The following is a 16,443-nucleotide window of genomic DNA, read 5'->3' on the forward strand; positions in this document are numbered from 1 at the left end:
CCGCGCAATTTTCTGTCGCCAACGCTCCAATAATTTTGTGAATCGGTCTTGTATGCGCTCAAGATTTCTGTCATAAAAATTTAGGACAGTAGTGCTGTCTTATTTTGTCGCACAAAACTGGCCGCATTGGCATATGATTGCGCCTCTACGGCCATTGCCGCGAGCGACAGCTAGACAGCCTGGCTCTGGCCTGTACGAATACCATATGCGAGCCATGCGGAAAGCCGCACGGTCGGCAAGAATTTCGCCAGACGTGCCGCAAGATTGAAAGGGGAGCCACGCGCTTCCCGACGGAAACCAGCGCCCGAAGGGGACGGAACGGAGGACAGGACGATGACGGACATGACGCCATCTGCGACGAAGGCCGCGCAGACGAAAGCGGCAGCCGTCAAAAATCCGTCCCTGACCAATATTGGGCGAACCAGCACCGGCTATGCCGCGCACGGCCTCTACGATCCGCGCAACGAGCATGATGCCTGCGGCGTCGGCTTCATCGTCAACATGAAGGGCGTGAAGTCGCATCAGATCGTCGAGGACGGCCTTGCCGTGCTCGAAAACCTGACGCATCGCGGGGCCGTCGGCGCCGATCCGCTGGCCGGCGATGGCGCCGGCGTGCTGGTGCAGCTTCCAGACCGTTTCTTCCGCGAAGAGATGGCAGCCCAGGGCATCGAACTGCCGCCGGCCGGTCAGTACGGTGTCGGACACTGGTTCATGCCGCAGGATGCAGCACTTCGTGCTCACATCGAGGACATCATTGCCGAATCGGCGCAGTCCGAGGGGCTTCCGCTCATCGGTTTCCGTGATGTGCCCGTCGACAATTCGTCCTTGTCGACGGCGCCTGATATCGTGGCGTCCGAGCCGTTCCATCGTCAGATATTCATCGGCCGTACAGCCGACATTCTTGACGACGAGGAGTACGAGGCCAGGCTCTATCTGTTGCGCAAGGTGATATCGGGCCGCATCTACGCCGAGAACGACAACAAGGACATCGGTTCCTACTGCGTGTCGCTGTCGGCGCGCACCATCGTCTACAAGGGCATGTTCCTGGCCTACCAGGTCGGCGCCTATTACAAGGACCTCACCGATCCGCGCTTCGAAACCGCGCTGATCCTGGTCCACCAGCGCTTCTCGACCAACACGTTCCCGTCGTGGAAGCTGGCGCATCCCTACCGCATGGTCGCACACAATGGCGAGATCAACACCGTGCGCGGCAACAACAACTGGATGGCGGCGCGACAGGCGTCCGTCGATTCCGAACTGTTCGGCAACAACATCTCGAAGCTTTGGCCAATCTCCTACGACGGCCAGTCAGACACCGCCTGCTTCGACAATGCGCTCGAGTTCCTGTTCCAGGGCGGGTACAGCCTCAGCCACGCCATGATGATGCTGATCCCGGAAGCCTGGGCCGGCAACAAGCTCATGGATGCCGACCGCAAGGCTTTCTATGAATACCATGCCGCGCTGATGGAGCCGTGGGACGGACCGGCGGCGGTGGTCTTTACCGATGGCCGCCAGATCGGCGCCACGCTCGACCGCAACGGTCTGCGCCCGGCACGCTACATCGTCACCGACGATGACCGCGTCATCATGGCCTCGGAAGCCGGCGTGCTGCCGGTGCCGGAGGAGAGGATTGTCAAGAAGTGGCGGCTGCAGCCCGGCCGTATGCTTCTGATCGACCTCGAGAAGGGCCGCATCGTCTCTGACGAGGAGCTCAAGTCGGAGATTGCGACCAGGCATCCGTACAAGAGCTGGCTCGCCAACACGCAGCTCATCCTCGAAGACCTGAAGCCGGTCGAGCCGCGCGAATTGCGCAGGGATGTCAGCCTGCTCGATCGCCAGCAGGCGTTCGGCTACAGCCAGGAAGACACCAAGCTGTTGATGTCGCCGATGGCGACCACCGGCCAGGAAGCCGTGGGATCGATGGGCACCGACACGCCGATCTCGGCGATGTCGGACAAGTCGAAGCTGCTCTACACCTATTTCAAGCAGAACTTTGCTCAGGTCACTAACCCGCCGATCGACCCAATCCGCGAGGAGTTGGTGATGAGCCTGGTGTCCTTCATCGGGCCGCGGCCCAACATCTTCGACCTGGTTGGCAATTCGCGCCGCAAGCGGCTCGAGGTGCGCCAGCCGATCCTGACCAATGGCGATCTCGAAAAGATCCGCTCCATCGGCCACACCGAGGACCGGTTCGACACCAAGACGATCGACATTACCTATGGCTCGAACGAGGGCGCAGCGGGCATGCAGGGTGCCATCGACCGCTTGTGTGAGCGGGCGGAGGCGGCGGTCGCCGGCGGCTACAACATCATCATCCTGTCCGACCGCCAGGTCGGGCCGGACCGGATCGCCATCCCGGCGCTTCTGGCGACAGCCGCGGTGCACCACCACCTGATCCGCAAGGGATTGCGCACTTCGGTCGGGCTGGTCGTGGAATCCGGCGAGCCGCGCGAAGTGCATCATTTCTGCTGCCTTGCCGGCTATGGCGCCGAGGCGATCAACCCTTATCTTGCCTTCGACACGCTGCTCGATATGCACAAGCGTGGCGAACTGCCGAAAGAGGTGGACGCCTACGAAGTGGTCTCCCGCTACATCAAGTCGATCGGCAAGGGCATCCTCAAGGTGATGTCCAAGATGGGCATCTCGACCTACCAGTCCTATTGCGGCGCGCAGATCTTCGACGCCATCGGGCTGAAGACCGATTTCGTGCAGCAATACTTCACCGGCACCGCGACACTGATCGAGGGCGTCGGACTGGACGAGATCGCGGCCGAGACGCTCAGCCGCCATACCGATGGTTTCGGCAACGACCCGGTGCTGCGCAACAGCCTCGAGGTGGGCGGCGAATACGTGTTCCGCATGCGCGGTGAAGCACACATCTGGTCGCCGGATGCGGTGGCCACCTTGCAGCACGCCGTGCGCCAGGGCTCGTGGGAAACGTTCAAGGACTATTCCGCCCAGATCGACAGCGAGACGGCCCGTGCCCAGACCATTCGCGGCCTGTTCAAGATCAGGCTCGCGGAAGAAACTGGGCGCAAGAAGGTTTCGCTCGACGAGGTCATGCCGGCGGCCGACATCGTCAAGCGGTTCTCGACCGGGGCGATGTCCTTCGGCTCGATCTCCAGGGAAGCGCACACGACGCTGGCGCGCGCCATGAACGCCATCGGCGGCAAGTCGAACACCGGCGAGGGCGGCGAAGAGGCCGACCGCTATCTGCCACTGCCGGGCGGCGGCAAGAACCCCGAACGCTCGGCGATCAAGCAGGTCGCCTCGGGACGCTTTGGCGTCACGGCGGAGTATCTTGTCAATTCCGACATGATGCAGATCAAGGTCGCGCAAGGGGCAAAGCCCGGCGAGGGCGGCCAGTTGCCGGGCCACAAGGTCGACGCGACCATCGCCAAAGTCAGGCATTCGACGCCGGGCGTCGGCCTGATCTCGCCGCCGCCGCATCACGATATCTATTCGATCGAGGATCTGGCGCAGCTCATCTACGACCTAAAGAACGTCAATCCGGCGGCGGACGTATCGGTCAAGCTGGTCTCGGAAGTCGGTGTCGGCACGGTTGCGGCCGGCGTCGCCAAGGCGCGTGCCGATCACATCACCATATCAGGCTATGACGGCGGCACTGGCGCTTCACCGCTGACCTCGCTCAAGCATGCCGGCAGTCCGTGGGAAATGGGCCTTGCCGAGACGCACCAGACGCTGGTGCTCAACGGCCTCAGGTCGCGCGTCGCGCTGCAGGTCGATGGCGGCCTGCGCACCGGGCGGGACGTTGTCATCGGCGCGCTGCTCGGCGCCGACGAGTTCGGTTTCTCGACCGCGCCGTTGATCGCGGCCGGCTGCATCATGATGCGCAAGTGCCATCTCAACACCTGCCCGGTCGGCGTCGCGACGCAGGACCCGGTACTGCGCAAGCGCTTCAAGGGCACGCCCGAGCACGTCATCAACTTCTTCTTCTATGTGGCGGAAGAGGTCCGGGCGCTGCTCGCCGAGATGGGCTACACCCATCTCGACCAGATCATCGGCGACACCGACCTTCTGGAAAAGCGCGAGCTGATCCAGCACTGGAAGGCGCGCGGGCTCGACTTCAGCAAGATGTTCTACAAGCCGGATGCGCCGCACGAGGCGGTGCACTGGACCGAGCGGCAGAAGCATCCGATCGACGACGTGCTCGACCGCAAGCTGATCGAACTGGCAAAGCCGGCGCTCGAAGCCAGGCAGCCAGTCAGCATCGAACTGCCGATCCGCAACGTCGACCGTTCGACCGGCGCCATGCTGTCGGGTGAAGTGGCAAAGCGCTTCAAGCACAAGGGCCTGCGCGAGGACACGATCTCGGTCAAGCTCACCGGCACGGCCGGCCAGTCCTTCGCCGCCTTCCTGGCGCGCGGCGTCTCGTTCGAACTGGTAGGCGCGGCCAACGACTATGTCGGCAAGGGCCTGTCGGGCGGCCGCATCGTCATCCGTCCGCCGGAGAACACGAAAATCGTTGCTGCCGAGTCCATTATTGTCGGCAATACCGTGCTCTACGGCGCGACCGAGGGCGAGGCCTATTTCTGCGGCGTCGCCGGCGAGCGTTTTGCCGTGCGCAATTCGGGCGTCGCCGCCGTCGTCGAAGGCGTCGGCGACCATGGCTGCGAATACATGACCGGCGGTATCGTCGTCGTCATCGGCCAGACCGGTCGCAACTTCGCCGCCGGCATGTCGGGCGGCGTCGCCTATGTGCTCGACGAGGCGGGCGATTTCGCCGAACGCTGCAACATGGCGATGGTCGAGCTGGAGCCGGTTCCGGAAGAGGACGACCTGATGGAAAAGCTGCTCCACCATGGCGGCGATCTCGACCACAAGGGCCGTGTCGACGTATCCGGCGATATGACCAGCCATGACGAGGAGCGGCTCTACCAGTTGATCTCCAACCACGTCCACTACACGGGCTCGGTACGAGGTCGCGAAATCCTCGACGATTGGGCGATTTTCCGGCCGAAATTCCGGAAGATCATGCCGGTCGAATACCGCCGCGCGCTGATCGAGATGGAACGTATGCGCATGAACGTGGCGGCGGAATAGATTTGGAAATTGCCGGGAAGCCATGCGTCCCGGCAACCATCTTCATCAACAATCCTGACCTCGGACTGAAGGTTGCCACGGCTGCCTTATGAGGTTAACGGGTGCGTCGCCAGGCGTGCCTTCCGGACAGCAGGGACTGGACTATGGGCAAGGTAACAGGGTTTCTCGAGATCGATCGGCAGGTGCACAAGTACCAGCCGGCTTCCGACCGCATCCGGCATTTCCGCGAGTTCACGCTGCCGATGTCGGATAAGGAGGTCGAGAAACAGGCGGCGCGCTGCATGGATTGCGGCATTCCGTATTGCCATGGACCGACCGGCTGCCCGATCCACAACCAGATCCCGGACTGGAACGACCTCGTCTACAATGGCGACTGGGACAACGCGATCCGCAACCTGCATTCGACCAACAATTTTCCGGAATTCACCGGCCGCATCTGTCCGGCACCTTGCGAGGAAGCCTGCACGCTGAACCTCGAGGACATTCCGGTCGCCATCAAGACGATCGAGCAGGCGATTGCCGACAAAGCCTACGAAACCGGCCATATCCGGCCCTATCCGCCGGAACGGAAGACCGGCAAGCGCGTCGCGATCATCGGCTCGGGGCCGGCCGGCATGGCGGCCGCCCAGCAACTTGGCCGCGCCGGCCATGACGTTCACGTCTATGAGCGCGAGAGCCGGCCGGGCGGGCTGATGCGTTACGGCATCCCCGATTTCAAGATCGAGAAGCATTATATCGACCGGCGCATCGAGCAGATGCAGGGCGAGGGCGTCAGCTTCCATTGTGGCGTCAATGTCGGCGTCGACAAGCCGGTCGCCGAACTGCTCGCCGAATACGACGCGGTGCTCTATTGCGGCGGTTCCGAAACGCCGCGCCCGGCCAACATCCCGGGCGACGATCTCGACGGCGTGCACGACGCGATGCCGTATCTGGTGCAGCAGAACAAGCGCATCGGCGGCGAGCCGATCCAGTCGGTGGCATGGCCGTCGCGCCCGATCGTCGCCGGCGGCCAGCATGTCGTCGTCGTCGGCGGCGGCGACACTGCCTCCGACTGCGTCGGTACCGCCTTCCGCCAGGGCGCGGTGCGCGTCACCCAGCTCGACATCCGGCCGCAGCCGCCGGAAAAGGAAGACAAGCTATCGGTCTGGCCCTACTGGGCGACCAAGATGCGCACCTCGTCCTCGCAGGCCGAAGGCGCCGAGCGCGAATTCCAGGTGGCGACGCTTGAATTCATCGGCGAAGACGGCCAGCTGACCGGGGTCAAATGCTGCGAGGTCGACGAAAAGCGCAAGCCGATCGCCGGCACCGAATTCGTCATCCGCGCCGATCTCGCGTTCATCGCCATCGGCTTTGCCGGGCCAGCCGCTCGAGGGCCGGTGTCGGAACTCGACGGGCAGATGACGATCGTCACCGACAGCCGCCGTTCGAAGAACGTCGAGGCCAATGACCGCGATTACAGAACCAGCGTCGAAAGGCTCTATGCGGCTGGCGACGTGCGGCGCGGCCAGTCGCTGGTCGTCTGGGCAATCCGCGAGGGCCGCCAGGCGGCGCGCGCCATCGATGAGTCTCTGATGGGATCGAGCGTGCTGCCGCGCTGAGTCCGTTCCGAAACTCTACAGAAAGAGTCGCCAGTTTTACTGCCGGATCGCCGTCGTCGTGTCGGATGCAGCAGCCGCAGTCGCAGGTTGTATCTTGGGCGGCCACGAGAAATCGTCGGCGCGGCCGGGCGAGGCGTCGGTCGCCTTGCCCTCGACGATCAGCTTTTCGCCGGGCAAATTCTTGTCCGCCTTTGCCGGCGGGGCGGCGCCGAGAAGTTCCGAGCCGCCGTCCAGCGCCGGATCGCTGAGCAGCATCGGCACAGTGCGATCGGCGGCTATCGGTGCGGCAGCAGGTGCCGGCGCCTCGACGGGAGCGCCGGCCGGGGCAGAAGCTGTGACCACGCTTCCCGGAGCGGCCAGCCCAAGGATCTTCATCAGCGGCTTTTCGGTGTAGAAGGCGAGCTTGCGCTTGCCGGCCTTCGACATGTTGATGCCGTCGTCGGAGCGCAGGCGCACCGATTGGCCGTTTATGTCCGGTCCGCTGGTGATAAAGGCGCCGTTCTCGTCGACGAACCCGTCCCAGACATCGACGAATTCGCCGCCGTGGCTTTCGGCGGACGAGCGGTAGATGTCGTTGAAGGCCAGCATGTCGGAGGTCATTTTCGAGACCCGGAAGGCCGGCATGCCAACCCACAGATACGGCACCTTGGCTGAAGCGATGGCTTTGCCGAGCGCTTCGGTCCGGCGCTCGTACTCCTTGGTCCAGTTTTCGGATCGCGGCTGCTCACGCACATCGCCGACGCGCATCTGCTGACGGTCGTTCGATCCGAGCATGACGACGACGGCTGCCGGTTTTTCGGTAGCGATCAGCGACTTGACCTGTTCGGGCCAGTTGTAGACATCGTCGCGCACGAAGCCGGACGAGCCGTTGGCGCGGACGACAATCCTGACGCCGGTGTTTTCGGCAAAGGCGGCGTCGAGCCCCTCAGCCAGTCCAGACGCCATGAAATCGCCGACCACCAGAACGACGCGCGCATCGGGCGCCTTCTCGGCCACCGGGGTTGTCGGCTCGGCCGGCGCCGGCCGGCGAACGGACCGGGGCTTCCTCAGCTTGGGTCTGGGCTTTGTTCTCTGGAATTCTCTCGGGAATTCGGGCGGCGGCTGCTCAAACCGCTCGCTTCTGCGCGGAAACAACAGGTCGCGCAGCGACCAGCCACGACTTTCCGGCTCCTGCGCCATGGCCGAGGTATGAAAGGCGCTGGCCGCGCCGACTGCCAGAACGACGATCGCCAGAACGAGGATCGGCACGCGACAAACGATCAACCGGATGCGCGCAGCCGAAACCAATCACCCTCTCCATCCCGTAACCGGCTCTAGTTTTGCCTGAGCCATTTGAGCACTTCCTTGCTCGGATACCCGTCCTGGGTCAAGCCGGCCTTTGCCTGGAAGGCCATGATGGCGGTTTTCGATCCGTCACCGATCTTGCCATCGAACTTGCCGTCGTAATAGCCGTGCTCGGAAAGTCGCTTCTGAAGCTCCTGCCTTTCCTCGAAGGAGAGCTTGGTAAACGGTCGCTTCCAGTCCTGCACAAGCCCGCCATAGCCGGCGATTTCGTCGGCAAGAAGGCCCACGGCGAGCGCATATTTGTCGGCATTGTTGTAGCGCTTGATGACCGAGAAATTCTTGATCATCAGGAAAGCCGGCCCGCCCCGGCCACCGGGCAGCTTCAACGTCGCCTTGTCCCCACCGTTCTTGAATGGCTTGCCGTTGGCACGGGTGACGCCAAGCGCCTGCCATTGCGACAGCGACTTCGAGCCCCCGGGCAGCTTCTTGCCGTCCGGAAGGCTGACCTCATAACCCCAGGTCTTGCCTGCCTGCCAGCCGTTCTTCCTCAGCAAATTGGCGGCTGTCGCCAGTGCGTCGGGAATCGAATTCCAGATGTCGCGCTTGCCGTTGCCGTCCATATCGACCGCATAGGACAGGTAGCTGGTGGGGATGAACTGGGTATGACCCATCGCGCCGGCCCAAGAGCCGCTGAGATGGCTTTCGTCGATGTCGCCGGTCTGCAGGATCTTCAGCGCCGCGATCAGCTGGGTGCGGGCAAATTTCGCGCGCTTCGGGTCGGCATAACCAAGCGTCGCCAGCGAGCGCACGACATTGCGCATGATGTCATCGCGCTTGAGGGTTTCGCCGTAGTTCGACTCCATCGACCAGATGGCCAGCAGGATGTAGCGGTCGACGCCGTATCTTGCCTCGATCCTGTCCAGCCACGGCTTCCATTTCCTTGCCATCTGCTGGCCGACGGCGACCGACTGGTCATGGACGCGGTTGTCGAAATAATCCCAGGCGGGTGCGGTGAATTCGGGTTGAGTACGGGCCTTTTCCAGCACCATCGGATCAGCATCGCTGATGCCCTTGAATGCCTGGTCGTAGACGGAGCCGGAAACGCCGCTCGCCACGGCGGTAGCACGGAAGCTGGCGACCCATTGGCGGAAGCCGGCATCGGCAAAAGCCGGCCCGCTGGGCATGAGCAAGGCAAGCGAGAGGCTGGCGGCCGTCAGGACGCTGGTGAAGCGCCTTGCGACGTTGCGAACGGACATCTTTTCCTCCTTCTTTATCTCAGGAAGACTATTCATCGCCGAACCCGGTTAGCATTTGGTTTACCATAGGTGCCGTCCGGGATGAAAAGATGCGTCGACGCTTTACCAGCTGAGATTTCTGTCCCGTCGTTCAGTAATGCTCGATTTCGGCATGAAAATGTCTCGAATCGGGATTGCCGAACCGGCATGCAAATGGATAATTGGCACATGAAGAGAGTTCGCAAGGCAGTATTCCCGGTTGCCGGTCTCGGCACGCGCTTTCTCCCCGCCACCAAGGCCATTCCCAAGGAAATGCTGACGGTCGTCGACAGGCCGGTCATCCAGTATGTGGTCGATGAGGCGCGCGAAGCCGGGATCGAGCATTTCATCTTCGTGACCGGCCGCAATAAGGCGGTCATCGAGGATCACTTCGATGTCCAGTTCGAGCTCTACGACACGCTTGCGCAGCGTGGCAAGGATGATCAGCTCGCCCGCCTGCAGCGGCTGCAGCCGGCGCCGGGGCAGACCAGCTTCACCCGCCAGCAGGTGCCGCTCGGCCTTGGCCACGCCGTCTGGTGCGCGCGCGAGCTTGTCGGCGACGAGCCCTTTGCGCTGCTGTTGCCCGACATGATCATGCAGTCGGAAAAAAGCTGCATGAAGGACATGGTCGAGCTTTACGCCGAGACCGGCAACAACATCGTCGCCGTGCAGGAATGCGATCCCGCCGAGGCGCACAAATACGGCATTGTCGGCCGCGGCGAGGACGCCCATCACGGTTTCAGCATCACCGGCATGGTGGAAAAGCCGAAGACCGGCACCGCGCCGTCGAACCTCTTCATCAACGGGCGCTATATCCTGCAGCCGGAGATATTCAAGATACTCGAAGGCCAGGAAAAAGGCGCCGGCAACGAGATCCAGCTCACCGATGCAATGCTGAAGCTGCAGAAGCAACAGCCCTTCTACGGCTACCACTACCGCGGGCGGACGTTCGACTGCGGCTCGCCCGAAGGCTTCGTCGAGGCCAACGTTGCCTTCGCACTGTGGCGCAGCGACATGAATGCAAGCATGGCCGGTGTCATTCGCACGCTTCTCGACGAACTCGCGCCGTCAGAACGCCGCGGCGTAGCCTTCTAGCTTCAACACCGGTTCGCGCTGACTGGCTAAAGTGCGCCGCATTCGACCAGCCTTATGCGATGCGCTTTAGGTTCTTGTTTTATGCATGTCGTTATCGCAAAACCGCTGCACACTTTTGCGCGACATGCATTAGCGCTGCAACTTCAAGCCGACGAAGATACTGTTGGCCGTGTAGTCGCGTCCAACCAGGTTGCTGGTCAGTTTTTCAGTCCTGACGCGGGTGGTGAGCCCGGCATAGCGGTTCAGCCACCATGTCAGCCCAGCCTCGGCGCTCAGCGTCAAATCATGATCGTCGGAGCCGGTATAGTCGCGCCATTCAACGCCGAGAGCGGCATTTCCGGTCAGGTTGGCGCGGATTTGCCGCTCGCCGGTGAGGCTGCTGGAATAGAGCATGTCGCCGCTTTCGCCCGCGTTCGTCGTGTTCTCGGCGGTCGTCTGTGCGGTGAGGCCGATCGTGGTGCCGCGTTCCGGCGACCATTTGAGATCGGCATTAACCGTCGCGCCCGAAATCGCCGGCAGGGCGTTGTCGTCGATAGCTTCGCGCAGCCAGCCGACCGAGAACTCGCCGGTAAGCTTCTCGCGGAGATCGAGCTCGACGCCGGCCCGTGCGCCAAGCCGCGTCGAGGAGCGCTGGAAGCCGTTTGGATCGACGCGCAAATCATAAGCGCGCCGGCCGACCTCGATTTCGGTGAACGGAGTGATGGCAGGCGAGATCTCGTAGCCGGTGCGCAAAATGGCCGTATAGAGCGTCGAGTCGCGGCCCTTCTGCGACAGCGATCCCCCCGACGAAAGCTTGGCGTCACCAAAGATGTCGTGCTCGACCGCGCCGGTCAGCGCGAAGCGCATCTTTCCCGCATCCTTCTCGACGGCGAGGCTGCCGCTCACGGTCTGGCGCACCGGCTGCCCAACGGCGCCGACGATGGCGTCCGGCGCCGAGGCCGATTCGGGCACGGCCTCGTAGCCAAGTTTGGCGATGGCGCGCAGATCATTGTCGAGATCGATGTTGAGCGTGCCGTCGACGCGGCCTTGCGCCTCGTGAACGTCATAGCCGGACAACGTCTCGCGGAAGATGCCATAGCCCTCAATCGTCGCCGAATTCTCCCGCCAGTCGGAGACGGCGTTGAAGCGCAGCGTCGTTTCCGACAGCAATGCCGGCTTGCCGAGGCTGCTCGAATCGGCGTTTGTTGAATACGTCAGGCCTTGCTCGAGCGTCGGCCGGATCACGAAGGAGCCGAGCTGGATGCCGGTGGCGGCGAACGGGTCGTCCTCGTTCTTCTTGTCCTGGCCTTCGATGGCTTCGGTGCGCTCGGCGCCGGGGTCGAGCTTGAGCCTTTCGGCGGAATCGATGGTCACCGCACGGCGGTTGGCCGTATCCTGCTCGTCTATGGCGGCGGTGTCGGTGTCGTCGGTCGTCGGCGTCGCTGCAGTCGCAGTGGCGCCTCTCTTGCTCTTCTTGTTGTCCACGGCCTCATCTTTGGCCTTGCCTTCTTCGACGGCGCGTTGCGTTGCGCTCGGCCGCCGTCGTGGCGGCGGAGCAGGGTCGGCAAACGGGTCGTCGCTGGCCGCTGGTGGATCGAAAGTGCCGCCGGTTGTGGCCGCCGCCTCGCCCGTGCCGTCGTCAGGCAAGGCCCCCGGGCTGGCCGGACGATAGGTAGGCAGCGGCGTATCGTCGTTGGCGGTTGCAGCAGCCATGCCCAACTGCCTGATCCTGTACGGCTGGTCGTCCAGGATTGTCGATTCCGAAACCTCACCGCGCGGCTCGATTTCCTGGGCGCAAAGCAGTGCCGGACGCGACAACGCAAGGACACTGGTTGCCAGCAGCAAAGCGCAAACCGCGTTGCCCTTTCGTCCTATTTTGTTTTGAGGCTGAAACCCGGACATCGGCACCACTGCTTGCGCGGCGCACGCGCGCCATACTTACGAAACCGTAAATGGGGATGGTTAACGGAGCGTTGAGGGATCGCCCGCCAAGGTGTTCTGGGCGGCAATTCCGTTGGACAGGCGCGCGCCGAAGCGCTAATCGCATCGTCCATGGACGTGAAATCCCCAGACAGGAAGCCGCTCGACGAGCAGGCCGCGATTGCCTCGGCGCTGAGAACGGTGGCGACAGAGCAGGCCGGCGTCGCGGCACTGGCAGACGCGCTCGAAAACGGGCTGGCCGAGCCGTTCGCACGGGCGGTCGACATGGTGTCGCAGATCGATGGCCGCGTCATCGTCACCGGGGTCGGCAAAAGCGGCCATATCGGCTCGAAGATCGCCGCAACGCTCGCTTCGACCGGCACGCCGGCCTTCTTCGTCCACCCTGCCGAAGCCAATCACGGCGACCTCGGCATGATCGCTCGGAACGACGCCATCATCGCCCTGTCGTGGTCGGGGGAAAGCCTCGAGCTCAAGGGCATCATCGCCTATTCCAGGCGCTTCTCGATCCCGCTGGTCGCGGTCACCGCCGGCGAAAAATCGGCTCTGGCGCGTGCAGCGGACGTGGTGCTTCTGCTGCCGCGAGCCCCGGAAGCCTGTCCGCACGGCCTTGCGCCGACGACCTCGACGCTGCTGCAAATGGTGATGGGCGATGCGCTGGCCATCGCGTTGCTCGAGGCGCGCGGCTTCACCCCGGACCATTTCCGAACGTTCCATCCCGGCGGCCAGCTCGGAGCCAACCTGACGCAGATCCGCGAGATCATGCATGTCGGCGACAGGCTGCCTCTGGTGTCGTCCGGCACCGGCATGCGCGAGGCGATCCTCGAATTGTCGCGCAAGGGGTTTGGCTGCGTGGCGGTCACTTCGGCGGACGGCAAGCTGATCGGCATCATCACCGATGGCGACATCAGGCGCCATATCGGCAGCGATCTTCTGGCCATGAGCGTCGATCAGGTGATGACCAGAGAGCCAAAAATGGCGGCGCCCGACACACTGGTTGCGACGGCGCTGCAGACGATCAACGATTCTGCCATTACCAGCCTGATGGTGGTCGAAGGCAGACGGCCGATCGGGCTCGTCCATCTGCACGACCTGCTGCGCATCGGTGCTGCCTAGCGGGCTTCTAGACTGCCTCGACCGTCAGTTCCAGGTCGGTGTCGGCGGCACCGGTCACGCGCACCTGCGTGCCGGCCGGCAGGTCAGGGCCGGAGACGCGCCACAACGTGTCGCCGAGCTTGATGCGGCCGCGCCCATCCTTGATCGGCTCGGCAAGGGTCGCCGTCCGGCCGACCATCTGCGCGCCGCGCCGGTTGAGCAGCGGCTGGTCGGTTTCCTCATGCCGCCCGCCCACCAGCCGCTTGCCGACATAGGCCGAGACCAGCGACAGCGCGAGGAAGGCGAGGACCTGGACCTGCCAGCTCCAGAAACCGGCGTCCCAGATGAGCAGCGAGACGACGCCGATCAACAGCGCGGCAATGCCGATCCACAGCATGAAAATGCCCGGCGCGACGACCTCCATCACCAGCAGGACGAAGCCGAGGACCATCCAGCTCCACGGACCGAGTTCGGAAATGATGCGATCGAACATGGCCTCAGGTCTCGCTGGGACGAACCACGGGCGGGCGGGCCTGTCGTGCTGGACTGGCGGTGCCTTCGCCCTTGAAAACTTCCCTGGCGATTTCACCAATGCCGCCGAGCGTGCCGATCAGTGAGGAAGCCTCTATCGGCATCAGCACGAGTTTGCTGTTTGTCGCTGCACCGATCCTGGTCAGCGCTTCGGTGTATTTCAGCGCGACAAAGTAGTTGAGCGCCTGCACGTCACCCTTGGAAATCGCCTCCGATACCACCTGCGTGGCGCGTGCTTCAGCCTCGGCCGAGCGCTCGCGCGCCTCGGCATCGCGGAAGGCGGCTTCCTTGCGGCCCTCGGCCTCCAGGATCTGCGATTGCTTGAGGCCTTCGGCGGCGAGGATCTGGGCGCGCTTGTTGCGCTCGGCCATCATCTGGCGGCCCATCGATTCGACGAGATTGGCCGGTGGATTGATGTCCTTGATCTCGACACGGGTGATCTTGATACCCCAGGGGTGCGCGGCCTCATCAACGACGCGCAGCAGGCGCTCGTTGATGGCATCACGGTTTGACAACAGCTCGTCGAGGTCCATCGAGCCCATCACGGTGCGGATGTTGGTCATCGTCAAATTGAGGATAGCGTTCTGCAGGCCGGCGACCTGGTAGGCGGCCTGCGCCGCGTTGAGCACCTGATAGAAGGCAACGCCGTCGACGGCCACGGTGGCGTTGTCGCGGGTGATGATCTCCTGGGTCGGAACGTCGAGCACCTGCTCCATCATGTTCATCTTGGCGCCGATACGGTCGACGAAGGGCACGATGAGGTTGAGGCCCGGGCTCAATGTCTTGGTGTAACGGCCAAAGCGTTCGACGGTATAATTGTAGCCTTGCGGAATTGTCCGGATGCCCTTGAAAAGCACCAGCACGACAAGGGCGACAAGAACAAGAAGCGCAATATCGAAACCACTGAAACCCATTTTGGCTCTCCCCTCAAAGGCCATGTTGGACATTGCCACGCGGCCGATTCCACCAAACACTTAAGTGTGTTTCAGCAATGTTACAATCAGGTGATCACGGATTGCGGGTGCATGGACGGCGGGATCCATTCAAGCCCAGCCGGACAGCTCGCGCCGCACCATTGCCTCGATCACCGCCATGCCCTCTGCACTGTCGTTGAGGCAAGGGATGTGCGCGAACTTTTCGCCGCCGGCATGGTGGAAGGTCTCGGCCGCTTCCCTGCCGATCTCGTCCAGCGTCTCGATGCAATCGACGGAAAAGCCCGGATTGACGATGGCGACCGATTTCACGCCTTCGCGCCCCAGTCTTTCGACTGTCTTGTCGGTGTAGGGTTGCAGCCATTCCTGCGCGCCGAAGCGCGACTGGAAGGTGGTGATCAGCTTGTTCTCATCCCAGCCGAGCTTTTCGCGCAGCAGCCGCGTCGTCTCCAGGCAATGCGCCTGGTAGGGATCGCCCTTGTCGGAGTAGGATTTCGGAATACCGTGATAGGAGGCGATGACGATTTCCGGATCGAAGTCGAGGCTCGCCAGATGCCCTTCGATCGAACGGGCGAGCCCCTCGATATAGGCCGGCTCGTTGTAATAGGGGGGCACGCTGCGAATGGCCGGGGCGCGGCGCATCTTCATCAGCGCGCGAAACAACTGGTCGTTGGCGGTCGCAGTCGTCGTCGCCGAATATTGCGGATAGAGCGGGAAAGACAGGATGCGGTCGCAGCCTTGCTCGACCAGTCTGTTGGCCACGCTCTCGGTCGAAGGGTTGCCGTAGCGCATCGCCCAATCGACGATCACATGGGATAAATCGCCGAGCGCAAGCCCGAGTTTCTCGGACTGGGCACGGGTATAGGTGCGCAGCGGCGACTCGTTGCGCTCCCGGTTCCATATCCTGGCATAGTTGGCGCCCGACTTCTTCGGCCGGGTGGTGAGGACCAGGCCGTAGAGGATCGGATACCAGACCGCCTTGTTGAGTTCGATGACGCGCGGATCGGACAGGAATTCCCTGAGATAGCGCCACATCGGCTTGAAGTCGGTGCCGTCCGGGGTGCCGAGATTGATCAGCATGACACCGACCTTGCCTGTCCCGACCGGAGGGTGTCCTGCCGGGAGCGCGCCGGCGGTCGTTTCGGCTTTGCTTTCAGCAGGGTTGGCAAGCGTCATGGGGTTCTCCAACACCGCGAAACCAGCGGTGCCGCGGCGAAGGTAGCGATGCCGCGCCGGTTTTCAAATGCAGCGTCTGGCCGCACCTTATCCCAGAAATGCAGCACCCGCCCGGTTTGCCGGGCGGGTGCATTGCGTTCCTGCGGCCGGATTACTTCGAGGCCGCCGGGATAGTCAAGGTTGCGCCGACCGGCAGCCGGCGTGGCTCGTAGGCTTTGTTGGCATCGAAGATCATTTTCCATTTGGTGCCGTCGCCATAGGCCTTCACCGCGAGATCCCAATAGGTATCGCCGGCGACGATTACATGGCTGCTTTCGGCCGGTGCCGGCTCAGCCGGCTTGGCGGGCTCGGCAGGTTTTGCCGGCTCACTTGGGGCCGGTTCACTCGGGGCCGGCTGACTCCGGGCCGGCTGACTCGGGGCCGGCTGACTCGGGGCAGGCGCCGTCTCGGCCGGTTTGGCCGGTACAGCCGGAGCAG

At 63.1% G+C, this 16,443-nt stretch carries 11 protein-coding genes; 4 read left to right on the forward strand and 7 right to left on the reverse strand.

All coding sequences use genetic code 11. The features are described 5' to 3' along the window. The first annotated feature begins 333 nt into the window (after positions 1–333). Both gltB and X760_RS54045 read left to right on the forward strand, forming a co-directional pair. Complete coding sequence (gene gltB / locus X760_RS54040) at positions 334–5,064, forward strand: glutamate synthase large subunit (protein ID WP_023719090.1); 4,731 nt, start codon at positions 334–336, stop codon at positions 5,062–5,064. Positions 5,065–5,207: 143 nt separating this feature from the next. After that, the gene (locus X760_RS54045; RefSeq protein ID WP_023719091.1) at positions 5,208–6,662 is read left to right on the forward strand and encodes a glutamate synthase subunit beta; all 1,455 of its coding nucleotides are present in this window, start codon (positions 5,208–5,210) and stop codon (positions 6,660–6,662) included. A 36-nt stretch (positions 6,663–6,698) separates the two neighbouring features. On the opposite strand, the gene X760_RS54050 is transcribed toward X760_RS54045, so the two are convergent. Both X760_RS54050 and X760_RS54055 read right to left on the reverse strand, forming a co-directional pair. After that, entirely contained in the window at positions 6,699–7,949 is a 1,251-nt protein-coding gene (locus tag X760_RS54050; protein WP_023719092.1) for a DUF459 domain-containing protein, read from the reverse strand. 26 nt (positions 7,950–7,975) lie between these two features. Then, positions 7,976–9,202 carry a lytic murein transglycosylase gene (locus X760_RS54055; RefSeq protein ID WP_023719093.1) on the reverse strand — a complete coding sequence of 409 codons (1,227 nt, stop codon included), beginning with the start codon at positions 9,200–9,202 and terminating at the stop codon, positions 7,976–7,978. A 207-nt stretch (positions 9,203–9,409) separates the two neighbouring features. On the opposite strand from X760_RS54055, the gene galU reads away from it, so the two are divergent. Continuing rightward, positions 9,410–10,315: a UTP--glucose-1-phosphate uridylyltransferase GalU gene (galU, locus tag X760_RS54060; protein ID WP_023719094.1), complete on the forward strand. Its 906-nt coding sequence runs from the start codon at positions 9,410–9,412 to the stop codon at positions 10,313–10,315. A 129-nt stretch (positions 10,316–10,444) separates the two neighbouring features. Here the strand turns inward: galU and X760_RS54065 are convergent, their stop codons facing one another. Beyond that, the gene (locus X760_RS54065) at positions 10,445–12,196 is read right to left on the reverse strand and encodes an outer membrane beta-barrel protein (RefSeq protein WP_031194044.1); all 1,752 of its coding nucleotides are present in this window, start codon (positions 12,194–12,196) and stop codon (positions 10,445–10,447) included. Between the two features lie 150 nt (positions 12,197–12,346). Here X760_RS54065 and X760_RS54070 point away from each other — a divergent pair, with 150 nt between their 5' ends. Further along, positions 12,347–13,348 carry a KpsF/GutQ family sugar-phosphate isomerase gene (locus tag X760_RS54070; RefSeq protein ID WP_023719096.1) on the forward strand — a complete coding sequence of 334 codons (1,002 nt, stop codon included), beginning with the start codon at positions 12,347–12,349 and terminating at the stop codon, positions 13,346–13,348. A 7-nt stretch (positions 13,349–13,355) separates the two neighbouring features. On the opposite strand, the gene X760_RS54075 is transcribed toward X760_RS54070, so the two are convergent. The 4 genes from X760_RS54075 to X760_RS0137930 all read right to left on the reverse strand — a co-directional run. Beyond that, a complete protein-coding gene (locus tag X760_RS54075; RefSeq protein ID WP_023719097.1) occupies positions 13,356–13,820 on the reverse strand; it encodes an NfeD family protein in 465 nt (154 codons plus the stop codon). Positions 13,821–13,824: 4 nt separating this feature from the next. Next, positions 13,825–14,772 carry an SPFH domain-containing protein gene (locus X760_RS54080; protein ID WP_023719098.1) on the reverse strand — a complete coding sequence of 316 codons (948 nt, stop codon included), beginning with the start codon at positions 14,770–14,772 and terminating at the stop codon, positions 13,825–13,827. Positions 14,773–14,901: 129 nt separating this feature from the next. Continuing rightward, on the reverse strand, positions 14,902–15,966 hold the full coding sequence (hemH, locus tag X760_RS54085) for a ferrochelatase (protein WP_023719099.1): 1,065 nt from the start codon (positions 15,964–15,966) through the stop codon (positions 14,902–14,904). A gap of 151 nt (positions 15,967–16,117) precedes the next feature. Further along, the coding region (locus X760_RS0137930; protein WP_031194046.1) for a LysM peptidoglycan-binding domain-containing protein at positions 16,118–16,443 on the reverse strand (326 nt) is incomplete at its 5' end.

Origin of the sequence: Mesorhizobium sp. LSHC420B00, from assembly GCF_000503055.1 — a bacterium.
Taxonomy (GTDB): domain Bacteria; phylum Pseudomonadota; class Alphaproteobacteria; order Rhizobiales; family Rhizobiaceae; genus Mesorhizobium.

Bases quoted from the DNA above. Each gene is read 5' to 3' on its own strand.
- galU (WP_023719094.1), top strand. From the start codon at position 9,410: ATGAAGAGAGTTCGCAAGGCAGTATTCCCGGTTGCCGGTCTCGGCACG.
- X760_RS54075 (WP_023719097.1), bottom strand. From the start codon at position 13,820: ATGTTCGATCGCATCATTTCCGAACTCGGTCCGTGGAGCTGGATGGTC.
- hemH (WP_023719099.1), bottom strand. From the start codon at position 15,966: ATGACGCTTGCCAACCCTGCTGAAAGCAAAGCCGAAACGACCGCCGGC.
- gltB (WP_023719090.1), top strand. From the start codon at position 334: ATGACGGACATGACGCCATCTGCGACGAAGGCCGCGCAGACGAAAGCG.
- X760_RS54070 (WP_023719096.1), top strand. From the start codon at position 12,347: ATGGACGTGAAATCCCCAGACAGGAAGCCGCTCGACGAGCAGGCCGCG.
- X760_RS54045 (WP_023719091.1), top strand. From the start codon at position 5,208: ATGGGCAAGGTAACAGGGTTTCTCGAGATCGATCGGCAGGTGCACAAG.
- X760_RS54065 (WP_031194044.1), bottom strand. From the start codon at position 12,196: ATGTCCGGGTTTCAGCCTCAAAACAAAATAGGACGAAAGGGCAACGCG.
- X760_RS54080 (WP_023719098.1), bottom strand. From the start codon at position 14,772: ATGGGTTTCAGTGGTTTCGATATTGCGCTTCTTGTTCTTGTCGCCCTT.
- X760_RS54055 (WP_023719093.1), bottom strand. From the start codon at position 9,202: ATGTCCGTTCGCAACGTCGCAAGGCGCTTCACCAGCGTCCTGACGGCC.